This is a genomic window from Streptomyces sp. BE20, from assembly GCF_036322525.1.
Taxonomy (GTDB): domain Bacteria; phylum Actinomycetota; class Actinomycetes; order Streptomycetales; family Streptomycetaceae; genus Kitasatospora.
The window spans coordinates 152876-170556 of record NZ_JAQYWW010000904.1; the positions used below are offsets into that span (position 1 = coordinate 152876).

General features: G+C 75.6%; 16 protein-coding genes. 7 read left to right on the forward strand and 9 right to left on the reverse strand.

Translation table 11 applies throughout. The features are described 5' to 3' along the window. Positions 1–113: 113 nt before the first annotated feature. The 3 genes from PUR61_RS20105 to PUR61_RS20115 all read right to left on the reverse strand — a co-directional run bounded on the left by PUR61_RS20105 (position 114) and on the right by PUR61_RS20115 (position 2761). Positions 114–815 (reverse strand): hypothetical protein, encoded by a 702-nt coding sequence (locus tag PUR61_RS20105; RefSeq protein WP_329880426.1) that lies wholly within the window; start codon positions 813–815, stop codon positions 114–116. 233 nt (positions 816–1048) lie between these two features. Beyond that, positions 1049–1567, reverse strand: coding sequence for a hypothetical protein (locus tag PUR61_RS20110; RefSeq protein WP_329880427.1), 519 nt, complete (start codon positions 1565–1567; stop codon positions 1049–1051). 243 nt (positions 1568–1810) lie between these two features. Beyond that, positions 1811–2761 (reverse strand): hypothetical protein, encoded by a 951-nt coding sequence (locus PUR61_RS20115; RefSeq protein WP_329880428.1) that lies wholly within the window; start codon positions 2759–2761, stop codon positions 1811–1813. A 246-nt stretch (positions 2762–3007) separates the two neighbouring features. Here PUR61_RS20115 and PUR61_RS20120 point away from each other — a divergent pair, with 246 nt between their 5' ends. From PUR61_RS20120 to PUR61_RS20130, 3 genes are all read left to right on the forward strand, one after another. Continuing rightward, positions 3008–3439, forward strand: a complete 432-nt coding sequence (locus tag PUR61_RS20120) for a pyridoxamine 5'-phosphate oxidase family protein (protein WP_329880430.1) — start codon at positions 3008–3010, stop codon at positions 3437–3439. A gap of 213 nt (positions 3440–3652) precedes the next feature. Then, the gene (locus tag PUR61_RS20125; RefSeq protein WP_329880431.1) at positions 3653–4105 is read left to right on the forward strand and encodes a MaoC family dehydratase; all 453 of its coding nucleotides are present in this window, start codon (positions 3653–3655) and stop codon (positions 4103–4105) included. A 341-nt stretch (positions 4106–4446) separates the two neighbouring features. After that, on the forward strand, positions 4447–5706 hold the full coding sequence (locus PUR61_RS20130) for an MBL fold metallo-hydrolase (RefSeq protein WP_329880652.1): 1260 nt from the start codon (positions 4447–4449) through the stop codon (positions 5704–5706). 112 nt (positions 5707–5818) lie between these two features. Here PUR61_RS20130 and PUR61_RS20135 read toward each other — a convergent pair whose 3' ends face one another. The 5 genes from PUR61_RS20135 to PUR61_RS20155 all read right to left on the reverse strand — a co-directional run bounded on the left by PUR61_RS20135 (position 5819) and on the right by PUR61_RS20155 (position 12315). Beyond that, positions 5819–6772 (reverse strand): DUF389 domain-containing protein, encoded by a 954-nt coding sequence (locus PUR61_RS20135; RefSeq protein ID WP_329880433.1) that lies wholly within the window; start codon positions 6770–6772, stop codon positions 5819–5821. 227 nt (positions 6773–6999) lie between these two features. Then, positions 7000–7356: a hypothetical protein gene (locus tag PUR61_RS20140; protein WP_329880434.1), complete on the reverse strand. Its 357-nt coding sequence runs from the start codon at positions 7354–7356 to the stop codon at positions 7000–7002. Positions 7357–7414: 58 nt separating this feature from the next. Continuing rightward, complete coding sequence (locus tag PUR61_RS20145; RefSeq protein ID WP_329880436.1) at positions 7415–7993, reverse strand: TetR/AcrR family transcriptional regulator; 579 nt, start codon at positions 7991–7993, stop codon at positions 7415–7417. Positions 7994–8068: 75 nt separating this feature from the next. Continuing rightward, entirely contained in the window at positions 8069–10834 is a 2766-nt protein-coding gene (locus PUR61_RS20150) for a DUF7824 domain-containing protein (protein ID WP_329880438.1), read from the reverse strand. After that, a complete protein-coding gene (locus tag PUR61_RS20155) occupies positions 10831–12315 on the reverse strand; it encodes an SWIM zinc finger family protein (protein WP_329880440.1) in 1485 nt (494 codons plus the stop codon). The genes PUR61_RS20150 and PUR61_RS20155 overlap by 4 nt, the downstream gene beginning before the upstream one ends. 159 nt (positions 12316–12474) lie before the next feature. On the opposite strand from PUR61_RS20155, the gene PUR61_RS20160 reads away from it, so the two are divergent. Both PUR61_RS20160 and PUR61_RS20165 read left to right on the forward strand, forming a co-directional pair. Further along, complete coding sequence (locus PUR61_RS20160) at positions 12475–13383, forward strand: acyl-CoA thioesterase (RefSeq protein ID WP_329880441.1); 909 nt, start codon at positions 12475–12477, stop codon at positions 13381–13383. A gap of 138 nt (positions 13384–13521) precedes the next feature. Then, positions 13522–14172 (forward strand): TetR/AcrR family transcriptional regulator, encoded by a 651-nt coding sequence (locus tag PUR61_RS20165; RefSeq protein ID WP_329880442.1) that lies wholly within the window; start codon positions 13522–13524, stop codon positions 14170–14172. 36 nt (positions 14173–14208) lie between these two features. Here PUR61_RS20165 and PUR61_RS20170 read toward each other — a convergent pair whose 3' ends face one another. Then, positions 14209–15582: a sulfite oxidase gene (locus tag PUR61_RS20170; RefSeq protein ID WP_329880443.1), complete on the reverse strand. Its 1374-nt coding sequence runs from the start codon at positions 15580–15582 to the stop codon at positions 14209–14211. Positions 15583–16172: 590 nt separating this feature from the next. Here PUR61_RS20170 and PUR61_RS20175 point away from each other — a divergent pair. Continuing rightward, positions 16173–16970: an alpha/beta fold hydrolase gene (locus PUR61_RS20175; protein ID WP_329880445.1), complete on the forward strand. Its 798-nt coding sequence runs from the start codon at positions 16173–16175 to the stop codon at positions 16968–16970. A 142-nt stretch (positions 16971–17112) separates the two neighbouring features. Further along, complete coding sequence (locus PUR61_RS20180; protein WP_329880447.1) at positions 17113–17487, forward strand: MerR family transcriptional regulator; 375 nt, start codon at positions 17113–17115, stop codon at positions 17485–17487. Positions 17488–17681 lie beyond the last annotated feature (194 nt).

A 17681-nucleotide genomic window follows, 5' to 3' on the forward strand; every position in this document is an offset into this window, starting at 1 on the left:
CGGCCTTTCTCGCGTCGTTCGTCGGGTTGCTGTGCGGTGTGCCGGTCCGGCCGGTCGAGGTCCGGCCGGCCGGCCGAGGTCCGGGTAGTTGAGAACCGGCTTTTGCGGACCGGCTAGTTGAGGACCTGCACCTCGGCCACCCGGAACTGGACGGCCTCGGTCAGCGGCAGCTCGATCGGGTCGACCTGCTGGGTCCCCCCGGTCACCGTGACCACACCGACCCAGTGGGCCGTGACGGTCCCGTGGAACAGGCCGTCCGTCGTGCGGCCCGAACCGGACTTGAAGACGTGGCCGCAGGTGGGCGAGGCGTTGGCGCCGTACGTGGGGTCGTACGGGGTGCCGGCCGCGGCCTTCCCCTCGCACCGCTCCTTCGTCCCGTCCCCGAACTTCCACTCCACCCAGTCCAGGCGCGGGGTGACCGTCACGGTGAGGGTGTTGCCGGAGACCGATACCGGGGCCGGGGGCTGCGAGCCCTCCAGCCAGAGCCAGACCGGCGCGCCCACCACGGAGTCGCCCTTGGGGGCGGTGACGGGCTTCGGCTTGGGGAAGGCGATCCGGTCCCTGGCCTGACGGGCCAGCTGGGCCGGGTTGTCCGGCGGCGGCCCGGCGGGCGCCTGGGCGGCGAACTCCGCCGGGGCGCCGGTCTGCGAGCCCGCGCTGTCGAGGCAGGTCACGTTGTAGACCGAGCCCTCCGAGGGATCGTGCCCCTGCCAGCGCGGATCGCCCGCGGGAGGCGGTGGGCTGATCAACCGGAAGTAACAGCCCCGCGAGGCGCTGAACCAGCCCAGCTCGGGATCGCTGCACGCGAGGGGCATCCCGTTCCAGGAACACACCTGAGGGCCGCTCGAACTCCCCCCGGTGCCCCCTGTCCCCCCGCCGCCCCCGGGGGTCGGCTTGGTGCCCGGGTCCTCGGTTCCCGAGCAGATCACGTTCACCTCGCAGCGGGTGGCACCCCCGGTGGGGGTCGGCTCCGCCGCCGCGACGGTTCCGGGGGATAACAGCAATGCGGTGAACAAGGGCGTACCGAGCACCAATCGCCGTACCGGTTTCAGCATGTTCGTTGCACCTCCCGCTTGAACTCGTGGATCAGCCAACGCGTTTCGAACTGCCGTAGGAAAACGGTCGCCGGGTACCGGGTGAGCCGGTTCGGCGGGTCCTTCACCGCGCGCGTGGTGGCGTCGGCCTGGTGCCAGCCCGACACGTCGAGGCAGTCCTCGATCACGGCAGTGTGCGGATCGGCGGCCAGATCGAGGTTCTTCACCACCGGCGAATTCCGCGGTCCGCCGGTCATCACCAGTTTGGCGTCGTGAAGTTGTTTGAGATTGACCAGGGCGTCGGTGAGTGCCTTCCCGGAGGAGAAGGTCTCCAGTCGCGATCCGTCCGAATCCGTCCGCCCGTAGGCCTCCACCTGGGCTTGCCACCAGTCCTGATAGGCGCTCATGGCGTCCCGGGCGGCCGCTCCTTCGGGTCCGTCCGTCGGCGCGTTACCGACGTTCGGCGAACCACCCGAAGGGGTTACCGGAGTCACCGCCGCGACCGTGGGCGCACTGGTCCCCAGACGCTCCACGGAACCACCGTCACCGCTGCTCCCGCAGGCGCTCAGCAGCAACGCCAGTACCAGTCCGCCGACCCCAACCGCCCCAGGGCGCAACACACTTCCGCGCTGCCGCATCGCCCCACCTCGTCGCAGCCGACCACGCGTGTGGCCCGTGGCCGCCAAAGAATTCCGCCGTCCCACCGATGTTGCCCCCGAGGGCATCGATTCTTCGCCAAACCGGTCCTTCACGGCAACACCCAGGGCCCCCTGACCTTACGCGGAAGGCGGATCCGTCGGGGCACTTTCCCGCCACAGAAGGGCCAACAGTTCTTCGGAAAGCGACAATCCGGCCAATGCACCCCGAACCGCGGCCCGATTGCGCATCAACAGGCGCCCTCCCTCCGGCGGTACGAGCAGGCGCACACCCGGCGCGTCACCGTGGTTCGCCGGCGTACCGGCGGCACCACCGGGCCCGCCCCCCGCGGAGTTGCCCGGCCCTCCGCCCGCCGCGCCAACACCTCCACCGCCACCGCCGTCGAGGAGTGCGCCGACGGCCGGTTGCAGGTCGAGCGGGCCGACGGCGGCCGGTGCGCCCGGCACACCCTGCTGGAGCACCGTGGTGAGCGCCTGGCTGAACGAGCCCGCGCCGCCCGGCAGGACGGCGTCCCGACCACGTCTGCCGGGGGTGTAGCGGCCCGGGGCGTAGCGGCCGATCCGGCCCCACAGCGGGACCCGCGAGTAGGTGAGCAGTTCACCGAGACCGTCCTCGCCGGCGCTCCGCTCCAGCGCGGTCCAGGTGTCCTTGTCGACCACCGCGTCGACCAGCAGCAGCGCCTCCTCCTGGTCGCCGTGCACCATCGCGCTCACCACCCAGTCCCAGGCCAGCCCGCGCCGGTAGGCGTTGTCCGTGGTGGAACCGCCGGTCACCAGGGCGAGCCGTCGGCCGCGCGGGTCGGCCGCCAACTGGCCCACCAGGCAGACCAGCAGCCACCGGCCCGGGCGGGCGGCGGCCTCCCGGACGGCGGTCAGCATCGTGTTGGCGTCCGCCCCGGGCTCCACCACCGTGACCCGGCTCCCGGCCGCGCCGGCGTCGAAGCACATGCCGGGCAGGACACCGGCCAGCAGCCGGGCGCCCTCCGCCGCCTGCGCCGAGCCGCCGAAGCCCCGGTCCGGCCCGCCGTCCGCCCCGATCACCACCAGGTCGACCCCGCTTGCCATCCGCACCGCCCCCTCCTGCCCGTCCCCGGCCGTCCCGGGACCGCCCGCCGCGCCACCGTCCGTCGATGCCCGGCCACGCACTGCTCGCCGATGTCCGTGGCACCCGCGCGCGCTGCGGCACGCCCCGCGCGCCCCGGTGCCACCCGCCGGGCAGGCTACCGTCCCGCGCGCCCACCGACGGGGCTCCCGACCCTGCCGCTCAGGGACCATGGGCCCTATCGGCCCGCTCTCGGCAGCGGGACGATCGGACCCATGGACCGTGACGACCAGCTGGAGGCCCTGACCGAGGCCGCGTGCCTGCGGCTGCTCAGCACCGTGCCCGTCGGACGTGTGGTGTACACCGAGCACGCACTGCCGGCCGTGCTGCCGGTCTCCTTCGACGTCACCCCGGACGGGCGCCTGTTGCTGGCGGTGCGCCGGGGCAGTGCTACCGCGCGCTGTCTGGACGGCACGGTCGTCGCCTTCCAGGCCGACCGGCTGGACCCGGTCACCCGGACCGGCTGGAGCGTCCTGGTGCACGGCAGGGCCGATCTGGTGCGCGAGCCGGAGCAGGTCCGACGGGCGCTCCGCTCGGGGCTGCGGCCGTGGGTCGGCGATTCGGACCCGCTCTTCGTGTCACTGGTGCCCGAGCTGGTCAGCGGTCGCCGGCTGCTACGGTCCGGCCGCTCGGTGCAACGTTCCTGACGCGGTGGTCCCCGCCCCGGAGCGGGGGCCACGCCCCCGTCACTCCTGACGGCCCCGCCACCCCGACCGCCCGACCCCGTGTGACGGTACGACGGTGTGACCGGTACGACCGCGGGCACCGGCACCGGCGCGATCGCTGACAGGTGACCGGCGAGTAGGCATACTCTGCGGAGTTCGCATCCCGCCCTCGCCGCCGCCCCTCAGGAGCGCACCGTGACGACCTTCGCCTCCCTCGCCGAACTGACCGCCGCCGTCGGCACCGAGCTGGGCACCAGCCAGTGGCACACGGTCGATCAGGCACGGATCGACCTGTTCGCCGAGGCCACCGGCGACCACCAGTGGATCCACGTCGACCCGGAGCGGGCCGAGGAGAGCCGGTTCGGCTCGACCATCGCGCACGGCTACCTCACCATGTCGATGATCCCGGTGCTGGCCAAGGAGTGCTACGGCGTCGAGGGCGTCCGGATGGCGCTCAACTACGGTTCGGAGAAGGTCCGCTTCCCGGCGCCGGTGCCGGTCGGCACGGCGATCCGGGCGACGGCCGAGCTGGTCTCCGCCACCGAGGTGGCGGGGGGCGTGCAGGCGGTGGTCCGGTTCACCATCACCAGCGCGGACAGCGGCAAGCCGCACTGCGTCGCGGAGACGATCACGCGTTTCTACGCCTGATCCCCGGGGAATCCGCCGGTCACCGGGCAGTACACCCGCCTCACCGATCCCACCCACCTCGTCGATCTCATCGACCTCACCGACTCCCGCCGGGCGGGGCCGGACCGGCGGACGCCAGGGCGCGCGCCCTGGCGGGTACGCCGAACGGCGCGTGCCGGGTCGCTCGCCGGGTCCGAACGGCCGACGACGAGTAATCTCCGACGAGATGGTTGTCGTACCGCACCACGGTGCCGTCGCCGGCGGTGCGCGCCCCGGCATGCCCGGTATCCATAGCCGTCCTTGGAGGTGCCGTGCCCCGCCCAGCCGCCCCCTGGTACACCCGTGTCCCCGGCCTCACCTCGATGCTCACCGCTCCCCCGGGCCGCCTCAGCGGGCTGCCCCGCACGGCCTGGCACCGGGTCCGGACGGACGCCTTCGGGGCCGATCCGCGCGGCGACCGGCTGTCCCGGATCCACCGTTCGCCGCAGTTCTCGGACGGTGCCTTCCGCAATCCGGTGCCCACCCGCCGGCTGGTGTACGAACGCAGCCCGCTGGAGATCACCCGCGCCCAGCTGGCCGCCGACCGGACCCGCCGGGTCCCGGCCGCCGCCGTGCCGCTGCACCGGCTGCTCCCGGTCGACCTGGCCGCCCCGCCCGCCTCCGGCCTGCGGCTCACCTGGCTCGGCCACGCGACCGTGCTGGCCGAGCTGGACGGCCGTCGGGTCCTCTTCGACCCGGTCTGGGGCGAGCGCTGTTCGCCGTTCGCCTGGACCGGGCCCAAGCGGCTCCACCCGGTGCCGCTGCCGCTCGGCGAGCTCGGCCCGGTCGACGTCGTGGTCATCTCCCACGACCACTACGACCACCTCGACATGGGGACCGTCCGGGCGCTGATCGGCACCGGCGCGACCTTCGCCGTCCCCCTCGGGGTCGGCGCCCACCTGGAGCACTGGGGCGTGCCCGCCGGGCGGATCGTCGAACTGGACTGGTGGGAGTCGGCCGAGGTGGCCGGTCTCACCCTGACCGCCACGCCCGCCCGGCACTACTGCAGCCGCGGCCCGCGCACCAGCGCGCTCTTCCTGTGGGCGTCCTGGGTGGTGGCCGGCGGCGGCCGGCGGATCTTCCACAGCGGGGACACCGGCTACTTCCCCGGCTTCGCGGAGATCGGCCGCCGGCTCGGCCCGTTCGACGCGACGATGATGCAGGTCGGCGCGTACAGCGACTTCTGGCCCGAGGTGCACATGACGCCCGAGGAGGGTGTCCGGGCCCACCTCGACCTCGGCGGCGACGTGCTGCTGCCGATCCACTGGTGCACCTTCAACCTCGCCCCGCACCCCTGGGAGGAGCCCGCCGAGCGGGTGGTCGCCGCCGCGCGGGCGCTGGGCGCGCGGCTGGCGGTGCCGCGCCCCGGCAAGCCCTTCGAACCGGCCGACCCGCCCACCCTGCGGCTCTGGTGGCGGGCCGTGGCCGCGCTTCCGCAGGACGGCGCGCCGCTGGTGGTACCCGACGACGCGGCCCGCGCGGCGGCCGACCCGAAGACGGTCGGCGGGACGGCGGGCAGCGGGAAGGCGACGGGGCGGGGCGGCCGGCCGAAGGCGGCGGAGGACGACGGCGTGCCGGTCTGAGCCCGCCGGCGGCAGGACCACGGGCGGGGCCGGCGCGGACGGGGGCGCCGGCCCCCGGCGGGACCGGGACCGCGGGGCGCCGACCGACCGCGGGTACGGTCCCGCCGGGCGCTCAGGAGGCGGAGGCCGCGCGCGCCTCGGCCCGACGGCGGAGCAGCCGCCAGGCGCCCTGCTGCACCAGCAGCGTGAGCACCCCCGCCACCACGATTCCGGCCATGTTCAGCAGCAACTGGAGGCTGGAGCCCGAGAACTGCCGGAAGTCGCCGTACCCGAGCGCGACCGCCGCGTTGGCGGCGGCCGGCACGGTGGTCACCGAGATCGCCACGCCGACCAGCATCCCGGCCTTGGCCGAGGTCAACGAGAGCAGCCCGGCGATGCCCGCGAGGAAGGCCACCACGAACGAGGTCGCGTCCGGCTGCCAGATGAACGAGGTGTTGGGTCGCGCCCCGTCGAACCTCTCCTGGCTGAACAACCCCGCCGCGTCCATCAGCAGCGAGAACACGACGGTCAGCGCCATCGCCACCGCGAACCCCGCCACCAGCGCGTTCAGCGAGCGCAGGGCCGGCCGCGACCGGCGCTGAACCAGCGCGACGCAGAGCCCGGCCAGCGGGCCGAACTCCGGCCCGACCGCCATGGCGCCGACGATGAGGATCGCGCTGTCCAGCACCGCGCCACAGGCCGCCAGCATCGTCGCCACGGTCAGGAAGGCCAGGTAGACGCCGGTGAGCGTGGACTCCTCGTGGGTGATCTCGGAGACGGCCTCCCAGACCAGCGCGTCCGCCCCCTCGCCGGGAGCGAGCCGTTCCGCCTCGTCGGCCGCCGCCGAGAGGGTCAGTTCGATCTCCTCGACGTCGATCGCGCCGCGCGCCGGAAGCCCCGTCGCCCGCAGCGCGCCCAGCACCTCGTCCGCCGACTCGCGCGCCACGTCGCAGAGCACCACGTCCCCCGGCGGCCGGACGGCCGCGTCGGGGAGCAGCACCACGTGGGTCACACCCACGCAGTCGTCCAGGCACCTCAGCACGGTGTCGCGCAGGTCGACGGGAACGATCAGGCGCAGGTGCAGCACGGATGCTCCGGACGGGATGCGGCGGCGGGGAGACCCGATCACCATAGACGGCCGCCCGTCCGACGGCCCGCCGAGGCTGCCGGTCCGTCGCACGGCACGCCCACTGACCGGGCCGCCCCCGAACGGACCGACCGCCGCGGGCCGGGGCGTCGCATCGCCACGGCGGATGCGGGCCGCCCCCGAACGGACCGACCGTCAGACGGGCCGACCGTCAGACGGGCCGACCGTCAAGCGGGCCGCTTGGCGAGTTCGACGAGGTCGACGGTGGCGCGCGGGTCGGCGACCTCGATGACCAGCCGGCTGTACCGCTCGTCGGCGAGCTCGATCACCACCGCCTTCTCCGGGTTCTTGACGTCCCAGAACACCCACTCGCCGCCCGAGCGGAAGGTTCCGGCGGTGATCAGCCCCGGGAAGTGCGTTCCGCCGACCCGGATCCCCTTGGGCTCGCGGAAGATCCCGGGGTCGACGGTGGCGCCCCGGACGTTGCCGATCGGGATCTCTATCCGGCTCCTGATCGCCCAGAGGCGGTCGAGGCCCTCGATCTCGACGACGAGGGTGTGGTCGGTGACGCTGACATGGGCCATGGACGTGTTCCTCTGCTGGTGATCGACGATGCTCTGGTTGTTCCGGGTGAGGACCTGCTCAACCCGTCGGTTCGGCCCCGCCGGCCGCGCCTGTCCCGCCGAACCGGCCGGCGAAGGCCAGGAGCGACGCGGCCGACGGCCCGCCCACGCCCGCACGGGCACGCAGCCGCAGGCCGAGGACGGTCGCGGCGAGCATCTCCGCGCCCCCGGGCCCGGCGCTCTCGCCCGCAGCGGGCCCGGCCGCCCGGGCGAGAGCGGTGTCGAGCGCGGCCAGGCCCTCGGCGACCAGTGCGCCGACCTCCGGATCGCTCCCGGCCCGTTCGACGGCGGCCGACAGCAGCAGTCCGCCGGCCGGGCCGCCGTCGAATCCGGCTGCCGCCTGCACCAGCAGCTCGGCCAGGCCGTCGGCGGTCCCGAGCGCCGCCGCGAGCGGCAGCACCTCCTGGTCGAGGTGGCGGCGCAGCGCGGCCAGGTAGAGGCCGCGTTTGCTCCCGAACACCTTGTAGAGGCTGCCCCGGTGCACTCCGAGACCGGTGACCAGATCGTCCACCGAAGTCCCTTCGTATCCCCGGAGGGCGAACAGCTCCGCCGCCGTCTCCACAGCTCGGTCCTCGTCGAAGGCGCGTGGTCTTCCCATGGCGATGACTCTAGGAGTTAAAGAACGCCCGGTCAAGAACGAACGTTCTCGAACCCTCCTCCTCCCCTCGCTCCGTCAGCCGGCCAGCACCTCCCGCAGGGCCCGGGCGTGCTTCACCAGTCGGCTCGACCCCGGCCTGCCCGCCACCTCCGCCAGCCCCGGCACCTCGCCGCGGGCACCGCAGCGGCGCGCGGCGTCCGCCGCCACCGCCAGCACGTCGGCCGCGCCGCGCACCCCCTCACCGCCGAGGAGCGCGGGCAGGACGGTGGCCAGCACCGACCAGACGGTGCCGTAGGCGCCGGTGTCCGCGACGGTGACCAGGGAGTGGGCGAGCCGGTTGGGCTTCACCGTGCCGAGGGTGACCAGCTCGCCCAGCTCGCGACCGAGCAGCGAGCCGTCCAGGTCGCCCCGGGCGGCGAGGACCAGCAGCGCGTCCACCGCCGCCGTCCGGTCGTCGGGGAACCGGGCCCCGAGGCCGTAGGCCACGGCGAGGTGCAGCGAGAGCCCGGCCGGACCGCCGCCCTCGGCGAGCACCACGAGCATCCGCCCCGCACCGCGCCGCTCGCGGTCCGCGGAGTCGGCGAACCAGTCGAGCCAGCGGGCCGCCTGCTCCTCGCGATGGTGCGGGAGCATCGCGGCCCAGTGCGGGCTGGGCTCCCACTGCCACTCGTTCTGCTTGCGGGCCCGGTCGACGGTGGGCTCGGTGCCGTCCAGCAGCGCCCAGAACTCCGCCTCCAGGCGCTCGCCGGCCGGGCCGACGGGTCCGCCCCCGCTGCCGGTCTGGGCGACCGCCACCCGCTTCACCGTCTCCCACCAGCGGTCCCAGTAGCGTTGCCCGGTCCGGGCCTCCGGGCCGGGCGCGAAGACCACCCGCGCCGAGGGCTGCGCCGGCAGGCCGCCCTCACGCAGCCACCGGGCCGCCCAGCGGCCGGCGGGCGAGGTCAGCCGGTCGGCAGCCGCCCGGACGGCCGCGTCGGTCGTCGGGGCCACCCGCAGCAGGGCGGCGCTCAGGTCGGCCTTCCCGACCGCGACGCCGGCCGCCTCGTGGACGGCCAGGCGCTCCACCAGCACCTCGGCCGCGACCGCACCGGTCGCATCGGTCGGGGTGGCGAGCAGCAGCGGCGGAAGGTCGGTGGTGACCCGCTCGGCCGCCTCGGCGAGCCGGGCGGCGATCGCCTCGCCGTACACCGTGTTGTGCGGACCGCGCAGCGGGTGGCGGCCCTTGTCCTTGAAGACGGAGCCGCGCCAGTGGGGGTCGACCAGACCGGCCACGGCCGCCGCGACGTACAGCACCTCGCCGGGACCGCAGTCGCTCCACCGGCTGCCCTCGCGCCACGGGTTCACCCGTAGCACCGGCTCCAGCGCCGCAGTCAGCGCCGCCCGGTCCAGGTGGGCGTGCCGGACCAGGCCGTCCAGCACCCGTTCGAAGACGGCGACGTCCGGCCGGCCCGAGGCCAGCAGCACGGCCAGCTCCTCGGCGACCTCGGCCGGGGTGGCGAGCGGGTCCCCGAGCGGGGCGGGCACCGGGACCGGTGGGAGCAGTTCGCTCCACGCGGTGTCGTCGTCCTCGCCGCTGCCCACCGGCGCGCCGAACAGCTCACCGGCGCGGGCGTGGTGGGCGGGGTTGAGGGCCTCGGCGGCGAGCCGCAGCTCGGGCAGGACGGCCTCGCCGGCCGCCTTGAGCCGGCGGGCCACCACGTTGAGCGCGCGCTCCTGGATCACCGTGTCGGGGTGGCCGAAGGCCTCGGCGGCGGCCAGCACCACCGGGCCGGAGCGTTCGGGCGAGCGCCGGGCGGCCTGCTCCAGCCAGGCCAGCTGGGCGCGGACCAGCTTCTTCTCGCTGCGGAACAGCACCACCGACGAGGCCTCGACGAGCACCTCCGGTCCGACCAGTCCGGCCTCGTCCAGCCCGGTGAGCACCTGCTGGGCGTGGCCGGCCACCGTCGAGAGTCCGTCCAGCACCGCGACCAGGTCCCGGACCCGGGAGGCGTACTCCTCCGTCGTGGGCGCGAGGGCGACCAGGACGGCGAGGAAGGCCTTCTGGTCGGCCGGCCGGCCACCGCGGACCAGTCGGGCCAGGCAGAGGTCGACCAGCTCTGCGCGGTCGAAGTGCGGGCCGCCCGCCAGCCCCGCGACCGCCTCCGGCCAGGAGTCCCCCGGCCGGGTGCTGTACCGGGAGTCGAACGGCCAGGCGACGTCGTCGAGCTCGAACACCCGCGGCAGCAGCACCGGTGTGAAGGTGTCCGCCCGCAGCCGCTCCAGCAGCGTGTCGGTGGTGCCCCGCGGGCCGGTCTCGGCGCCCGCGGCCGAGCGCACCCATTCGGCGACGAAGTCGTCGGAGGCCGGCACCCGGCAGCCCGTCCGCCGGACAACCCGCTCGATCAGCGGGAAGAGGTCCCAGCTCCAGCCGGATCCGCGCTTGGCGGCGAGCCTGCCGACCACCTCGATCTGCCACTCCTCCGGCTGGGCCTCGACCACCGCGCCGAGCGCCGGGTGGCGGGCCCAGGACCGGCCGGTGAAGTCGCGTCCGCCGATCCAGGTGGCGGCGCCCGCCGCACCGACGTGGCAGCCGGCTCCGGCGACCAGCAGCGCGCCCATCCGCTGGTTGGCCGCCTTGGACCAGTCGCTGCGGGCCTCCTTGCGCATCTCCTTGAGCACCGGGACGCAGGACCGCCGCTCGGCCGGGCCGAGCGCGGCGACCAGCCCCGGCACCTGCGGGACCCGCCCCTCGCGGACCGCCGTCAGCAGCGCGTCGACCGCGGCCGACGCGCCGCCCGTGACGCCTGCGGCGCCCGTCCCGTCCGTCGCCCGCGCCGCGCTCATCGTGTCCGCCCCGCTCATCGCGTCCCCTCCCGAAGGATCCCGTCGTGACCGGCCCCGCCGAGGGCCGTCCCGCTCTCCACGGCCCCGTTCCCCGCGGCTCCGCCCTCCACCGCGCCGTTCTCCGGCGCGCCGCCCCGGAGGGCCGCCTCCCGGACCATCCCGACCGCCAGGACGTGCTTGCACGGCCCGCGCCCGCCGCGGTACTTGGCCCACCAGAGGCAGGTGCAGCCGAGCGCGCCCGCCGCGTCCGTCCGCACCCGCTGGACGTGGTCGTCCACCGTCACGGTGGCGAGCGCGCCGCTCTCCTGGCGGACCGCCCCCGCCGCCACCAGGGCGCGCGCGGCCCGCAGCCGCGGGTTCCGGTCCTCGGCCCGCCCCGCGTCGTACGGCAGCTGGCGGTGGAAGTAGGCGGCCTCGGCGGCGTCGTAGCCGATCTGCCCGCCGGTGCCGAGCCGGGTGAGCGCCGCCCGCACCCGGGCCGGGGTGAGCCCGGACTGCTCGGCCAGGTCGGCGACCTCGATCCGCGGCTCCCAGGCGAGCAGCGCCGCGACCAGGTCGGCGTCCGGCTCGGCCGTGTCGGTGGCCAGCGCGCCGAGCACCCCGCCCTCGCCGGAGAAGCCCCGGGAGGCGTCGGGTGAGAGGGTGAGCGTCAGGCGCATCCCGGGCAGCACCACCTCCCAGGCGGAGGCCGCCGGGCCGTCACCCGCGACCGGGCCGTACACCCGCAGCGCCAGCGCGTGCCGCAGCACCCGCTGGAGCGCGGCCAGCCGCTCGGGGCCGGGCAGGCAGACCGCACCGGGCACCGGCCGGGTGGTCGGGCGCAGCGTCCGGCCGGCCGCGACCACCCAGAGGGCGGTCCGGGCACCGGCCCGGCCGCCGCCGCGCGGCAGCGACCGCAGGAAGCGGACCGCCTCGGCCGCGGGCAGCTCGGCCCGCAGGTCGAACCCGGCCGCGGTGACCTGCGTCTCGGCGAAGCCGCGCAGCCAGCGCTCCGGCAGCGGGACCTTCTTCTCGACGACCGGCCCGTCGAAGGTGGTGACCTCCAGGGCGTCCGGTCCGACGGCGAGGTGCAGCGGCTCGGCCCGACCGATCCGGGAGAGTGCCTCGCGCAGCGGGTTGTTGACGTCGACGTTGGTGGTGCCGTGACCGATCTCGTCGCCGTCCAGGCCGGCGGCGAGCACGTCGAGGCGGGCGTAGACGCCGCAGCAGCCGGAGAAGGACTCGAACCGGAGCCGGTCGCCGTTGGCGGTGACCACCGGGTCGAGCGAGGCGCGCAGCTGCGGCTGGTAGTAGCGGGCGGCGGCGACGTCGGCGACCGCGAGCAGCGCGGCGGCGGCCGGTGCGGGCTCGGCCAGGAAGCCCGCGAAGAAGCGGGGGTGGGTGGCCGCCCCGAGCGGGGTGGCGCCGCCGGAGGTCTCCAGGGCGAGGCGCCGGCCGGCCGCGCCGTCGAGGACGGCGGACGGGCGCAGATAGGCGTACGCGTGTGCGGATTGCGACATGCCGAACACGTTAGGTCAGGGCACTGACAGTCGAGCTCCGGCGCCCTCCTCCACCCGTCGCGGGCGGTCCCGACTGGAACAGGTTCTACCCGCGAGGTTCCCCCGAAAGGGTTACCCAGGTCACAACGGTCGGCGGGCGGCTTCTGTCACTATGGGCCCGTGACCGAGCTGACCGAACAGGAGAGACGGGCGACCGACACCGTCGGCCCGTTCGCCGAGCTGCTGCTGATCGAGCGGCTCGACGAGAACACGTTCCGCGGCCACTGCCACGCCGGAGCGCCGATGCGCGCGTTCGGCGGCCAGGTCGCCGCACAGGCGCTGGTGGCGGCCGGGCGGACGGTCGGGACCGACCGCGCGGTGCACTCGCTGCACGGCTACTTCCTGGTGGCCGGGGACCCGGCCCACCCGATCGACTACCGGGTCGACCAGGTGCGCCAGGGCTCCTCGTACGCCACCCGCCGGGTGACGGCGATGCAGAAGGGCGAGGCGGTCTTCACCCTCTCCGCGTCCTTCAAACGCCCCGAGCGGGCCACCGACCGGCACCGGGAGATCCCGTCCATGCCGGGCCCCGAGGAGTTGCCGGACGTCTTCTCCTCCTGGGACGAGGAGGCCCGCGCGGCGCTCGCCCGCAGCGGCTTCGGCGCCCTGGAGCTGCGGTTCGTCCCGCCGGACGCCCCGGGCGTGCCGCCCGCCGTCCCGGGCATGCCGCAGCAGTTCGTCTGGCTGCGCGCCGGTTCCCCGCTGCCCGCCGACGACCCGCTGCTGCACGTCTGCGCGCTCACCTACCTCTCGGACCTCACGCTGGCCTCGACGGCCGGGCTGCACCTCCAGCCCAACTTCTTCCAGCGCACCGAGCCGCCCCGGCTGCTGATGGCCTCGCTGGACCACGCGATGTGGTTCCACCGGCCGTTCCGGGCCGACGAGTGGCTGCTGTTCGCCCAGCGGAGCCCGTCCTCCTCGGACGGCCGGGGGCTGTCCCTGGGCGAGTTCTACGACCGGGAGGGACGGCTGGTCGCGTCCGCCGTGCAGGAGGCGCTGATCCGCGAACGCCTGGTCGCACCGCGCTGACCACGGCCCGGAGCCGACGGCGGGGCGGTCACCGGGGCCGGGCCGGCCCGCGGGCCGGCCCCGGTGACCGGGGGGAGAACGGCGGGCGGCCTGTCGGCGTCATATTCCTGAGCGGCCACGGCCCGTATCATGGTGCGGGTGACCAAGGTTGACCTGTCACCACGGCCGGTGGAGGCGATGTCTCCGCGTCAACTCGAACGCCGCGAGAGTCTGATCGCGGCAGCGCTCGCCCTGGTGAACGAGATCGGCGTCGAGCGGCTGCAGATGAAGCAGGTCTGCGAGCGGTCCGGAGCCGCCCTGGGGACGGCGTACCGCTACTTCTCCTCCAAGGACCACCTGCTGGCGGCCGCCATCGCCGAGTGGCATCGCCTGCTGCTGGCCGACCTGGTGGCGGAGCTCCGCGGACCGCGCGCCGGCCTGGGCGCCACCGACCGGGTGGTGCGGTTCGTCCGCGGCGGGATGCGGGCCTACCAGCGCCAGCCCGAACTGGCCCGGCTCCGGGTGGCCGTCGCCGCCTCCACCGACCCCTTCGCCAGCGAGGCCCTGCAGGGCATGGCCCGGGCCGACAGTGCCGCGCTCCAGGCGGTGATGGCCGAGGTCCCGGCCGCCACGAGCGACCTGGTGCGGCACATCGTCGGCCACGCCTGGCAGGGCGAGCTGACGGCCTGGGTGACCGGCCGCACCACGCTCGGCGACGCCCGGCGGCGGCTGGAGGACGTGGTGCGGCTGGTGCTGGCCCCGTACGAGACGCCCTACCCGGCCCCGTACGAGGTCCCGTCCAGCGCCTGAGCCCGGTGGGGCGGCTCCGGCGGACCCCGGGCGGAGTCAGGCCGCCGTCACCGGGTGGACCACCACCGCGTCGAAGAGGTAGCCCTCGCGGTTGAACACCGCCACCTCGGGCTGGGTGTTGCCGCGGCGGTCGGTCGCCCGGGCCCGCAGCTCGTACGGGCCGGGGCGCTCCGGACGCCAGTCGACGCTCCAGCGCGTCCAGTTGTCGGCGCGGGGCTCGTCGAGCAGTTCGGCCCGGTGCCACCGCAGGCCGCCGTCGGTGGACACCTCGACCGTACGGACCGCCGCCGCACCCGACCAGGACCGGCCGTACAGCCGGTGCCGGCGACCGGCGGCCAGCACCGCCCCGCGGGCCAGCTCGAAGGCGCTCTTGACGACCTGGGTGGTGAGCGGGGCGCTGCCGCCGGCCGGGTGGTCGGGGCCGAAGAGGCGGTAGAAGTCGGTGTTCCAGGGCGAGTAGAGCGGGTGGTCGGCCACCTCGACCGTGCCGACCCACTTGATCGACGCGATCCCGATCCAGCCCGGGACCACCAGCCGGACGGGCGCGCCGTGGTCGGGCGTCAGCGGCTCGCCGTTCATCTCGTAGGCGAGCAGTACGTCGTCCAGCGCCTTCGCCACCGGCAGCGGGCGGCGGACCCGGCCGAGGCTGACGCCGCCGGACACGAACTCCGCGTCGAGGCCGCTGGGCAGCACGTCCACCGCACGACGGCTGATCCCGGCCCGGCGGAGCACGTCCGCCAGCCGGACCCCGCGCCAGCGGGCCGAGCCGATGCCGCCGAGCGTCCACTGGGTGCCGGTCACCGTCTGGTGCTGCTGGCCGGTGTAGAAGCTGCGGCCGTTGCCGGCGCACTCGACCAGGGCGCTGATCGAGTGCGCGGGGAGGTCGTGCAGGTCGTCGAGGGAGAACTCGACCGGCCGGTCGGCGGTGGGTGCGCCGCGCAGGCCGCTGCCGAAGAGCCGCAGCCGCCAGCTGCCGGCGTCGATCAGCGGCGTGCTGGTGTGGTTGCGGACGAAGAACCGCTCCACCGGGATGTGACGGCCGACCGGGCCGCCGTCCGCGCTCCCGCGCAGCGCGTCGAACCGCATCTCGGCGTTGGTGCCGCGCGGGACGAACCACTCGGCGGGCAGCGGCTTGAGGATCCCGGGCACCGGGCCGGCGGTGGGAGCGGCGGCGGCGAGGCCGGCGGACGACCGCGCGACGGGCTCGGCGCCGCCCGCGGACGGCGGAGCCGCGAGCGCGTCCGCCGGGGCGAGCAGCCCGCCGGCGGTCGGGGCGGCGAGCACCCCCGCTGCGGCGAGCATCCGCAGCAGGGTGCGGCGGTCGACGCCGTCCGCGCGGGCCTCGCCGGCCAGCCACTGGCGGCGGCGGAGCCGGTCGTACGCGGCTTCCGAGGGGGTTTCGGCGGGCATGGGCACACTTCCGTTCGGATCGTGGTGACGGTCGGACCATGGACCTGCGGGCGGCGCGCCGGTCCGCCGTCGGAACGCGGACCTGCGGGCGGGGGGCTGCGGTCAGCGCGAGGGGCGGCCGGGGCCGCGGTCGGCACGGCGCCGCGGCGGCCGTCGGGCGGCCGGGGGGTGACCCCGAGGAGCCCGGGTTCACCCCGGGCGGCCGGACGGGCTCAGCGACAGCGGCAGCGACAGCAGCTTCGACAGCAGCTGTGACAGCGACAGTGACGGCGACAGGAAGGAGCGGCGCACCCGGGTGCGCCGACCGGTCCACCGGCGGCCCCGCGCACGGCGCAGGCGGCACGGGTGGGGGCATGGGCGGCGGCACGAGTGACGGCGCGGACGGCGAACCGTCCGGTGGTCCTCACTGCACGGGGCGTCCCGGTCACGATGCGGATCATAGGGCCGACCCCGACGCCGCGTCAGGCGATCCGGGCGAACCGGCCCCGGCGGACGGGACCACGGCTTGACCTTCACACCGATGTCAACTCCTACCGTGCGGGGCGGGACGGCCGACCGGCCGTCCCGCCCTCCCGCACAGGAGCACCGCCATGACCGCGCCGAAGACCGCTCCCGCCCCGCTCGCCCGGATCGTCCGGGGCTCCGGCCCCGGCCTGCTGCTCGCCCACGGCGCGGGCGGCAGCGCCCGCGACAACTGGGGTCCGCTGCTCGACGACCTCGCCGCCCACCGCACCGTCGTCGCCCCCGACTACCCGGGCTCCGGCGACAGCCCCGACGAGCCGGGCGAGCCCTCGCTCGACGAACTGGCGGACCGCCTGGTGGCGGTCGCCGACGAGGAGGGCCTGACCGGGTTCGACCTGGCCGGCTACTCGCTCGGCGCCGCCGTCGCCGTACGGGCCGCGACCCGCCACCCCGGGCGGGTCCGCTCCCTGCTGCTGCTCGCGGGGGTGGCCGGCGGATCCCAGCGGTTCCGGCTGCTGGCCGACCAGGCCGTCGCCCTCGCCGGGCAGCCGGCCCTGCTGGCCGACCAGGCCCTGACCGTGGTGTTCGGCCGTACCTGGGTCGACGCCCTGCCCGCCGACCGGCTCGCCGACCTGCGGGCCGCCCTCGCCGCCACACCGGTTTCGGCGGGCTTCCGCCGGCAGTTCGAGCTGGCCGCCCGCGCCGACGTCCGCGCCGAACTGGCCGGCATCGCCGTGCCCACGCTGGTGATCTCCACGACCGAGGACACCCTGGTGGCGCCGGAGCAGCACCGCGCCCTGGCCGAGGGCATCCCCGGCGCCCGCCTGGCCGAGCTGACGGCCGGCCATCTGCCGATGGTGGAACAGCTGCCCGGGCTGCGGCAGCTGGTGCTCGGCTTCCTCACCGGCCACCCGGCCGCCGGATGACCGTACGGTCGAGCAGCCCTACCGCCGGCCGGTGGCCGGCCGGCGTCACCCCCGACGCCCCGGCCCCCGCCCACCTGCCGGATCCGTGAACGGCCGGACGCTCCGGGGGAACACCCCGACGGGGCCCGGCGTTCGCCCGGACATGCGCATCGGAGAGCTCGCCCGTCTGACCGGGGTGTCCACCCGCCTGCTGCGGTACTACGAGGAGCAGGGCCTGCTCTCGCCGGCGCGTTCGGCCGCCGGCTACCGCGAGTACGCCGAGGGGGACGCGATCCGGGTGCGACAGGTCCGCAGCCTGCTGGCGGCGGGCCTGTCCACCCGGGTGATCGCGAGCATCCTCCCGTGCGCCCACGGACCGATACCCGCCCTGGAAGCCTGCCCCGACCTGCTCGGCACCCTCCGCGGCGAGCTGGCCGAGCTCGACGCCCGCATCGGCGAGCTGACCCGCAGCCGGGGCGCCCTCGCCGGTTACCTGGACGCCGCCCTGCCCCCGGCCCGCGCGTACGCCGCCGCCTGACGGCCCGCCGCCGCACCGGACACCCGTCGGGCCGCCGCACCGGACACCGGCCGGTCCAGCCGTCCGACGCCGCCTCACCCCGCCCTCCCCGGCGTGCCCTCCCCCGCCTCCCGGCCGGAACTGGACATAGTGCGACATGTATCCCTTTGACGATCATGTCACCGCCCAGGGCGAACGCCGGAAGAGGTACCCCC

Bases quoted from the DNA above. Each gene is read 5' to 3' on its own strand.
- PUR61_RS20130 (WP_329880652.1), top strand. From the start codon at position 4,447: ATGCTCACCGCTCCCCCGGGCCGCCTCAGCGGGCTGCCCCGCACGGCC.
- PUR61_RS20140 (WP_329880434.1), bottom strand. From the start codon at position 7,356: ATGGCCCATGTCAGCGTCACCGACCACACCCTCGTCGTCGAGATCGAG.
- PUR61_RS20120 (WP_329880430.1), top strand. From the start codon at position 3,008: ATGGACCGTGACGACCAGCTGGAGGCCCTGACCGAGGCCGCGTGCCTG.
- PUR61_RS20170 (WP_329880443.1), bottom strand. From the start codon at position 15,582: ATGCCCGCCGAAACCCCCTCGGAAGCCGCGTACGACCGGCTCCGCCGC.
- PUR61_RS20175 (WP_329880445.1), top strand. From the start codon at position 16,173: ATGACCGCGCCGAAGACCGCTCCCGCCCCGCTCGCCCGGATCGTCCGG.
- PUR61_RS20180 (WP_329880447.1), top strand. From the start codon at position 17,113: ATGCGCATCGGAGAGCTCGCCCGTCTGACCGGGGTGTCCACCCGCCTG.
- PUR61_RS20145 (WP_329880436.1), bottom strand. From the start codon at position 7,993: ATGGGAAGACCACGCGCCTTCGACGAGGACCGAGCTGTGGAGACGGCG.
- PUR61_RS20105 (WP_329880426.1), bottom strand. From the start codon at position 815: ATGCCCCTCGCGTGCAGCGATCCCGAGCTGGGCTGGTTCAGCGCCTCG.
- PUR61_RS20150 (WP_329880438.1), bottom strand. From the start codon at position 10,834: ATGAGCGGGGCGGACACGATGAGCGCGGCGCGGGCGACGGACGGGACG.
- PUR61_RS20155 (WP_329880440.1), bottom strand. From the start codon at position 12,315: ATGTCGCAATCCGCACACGCGTACGCCTATCTGCGCCCGTCCGCCGTC.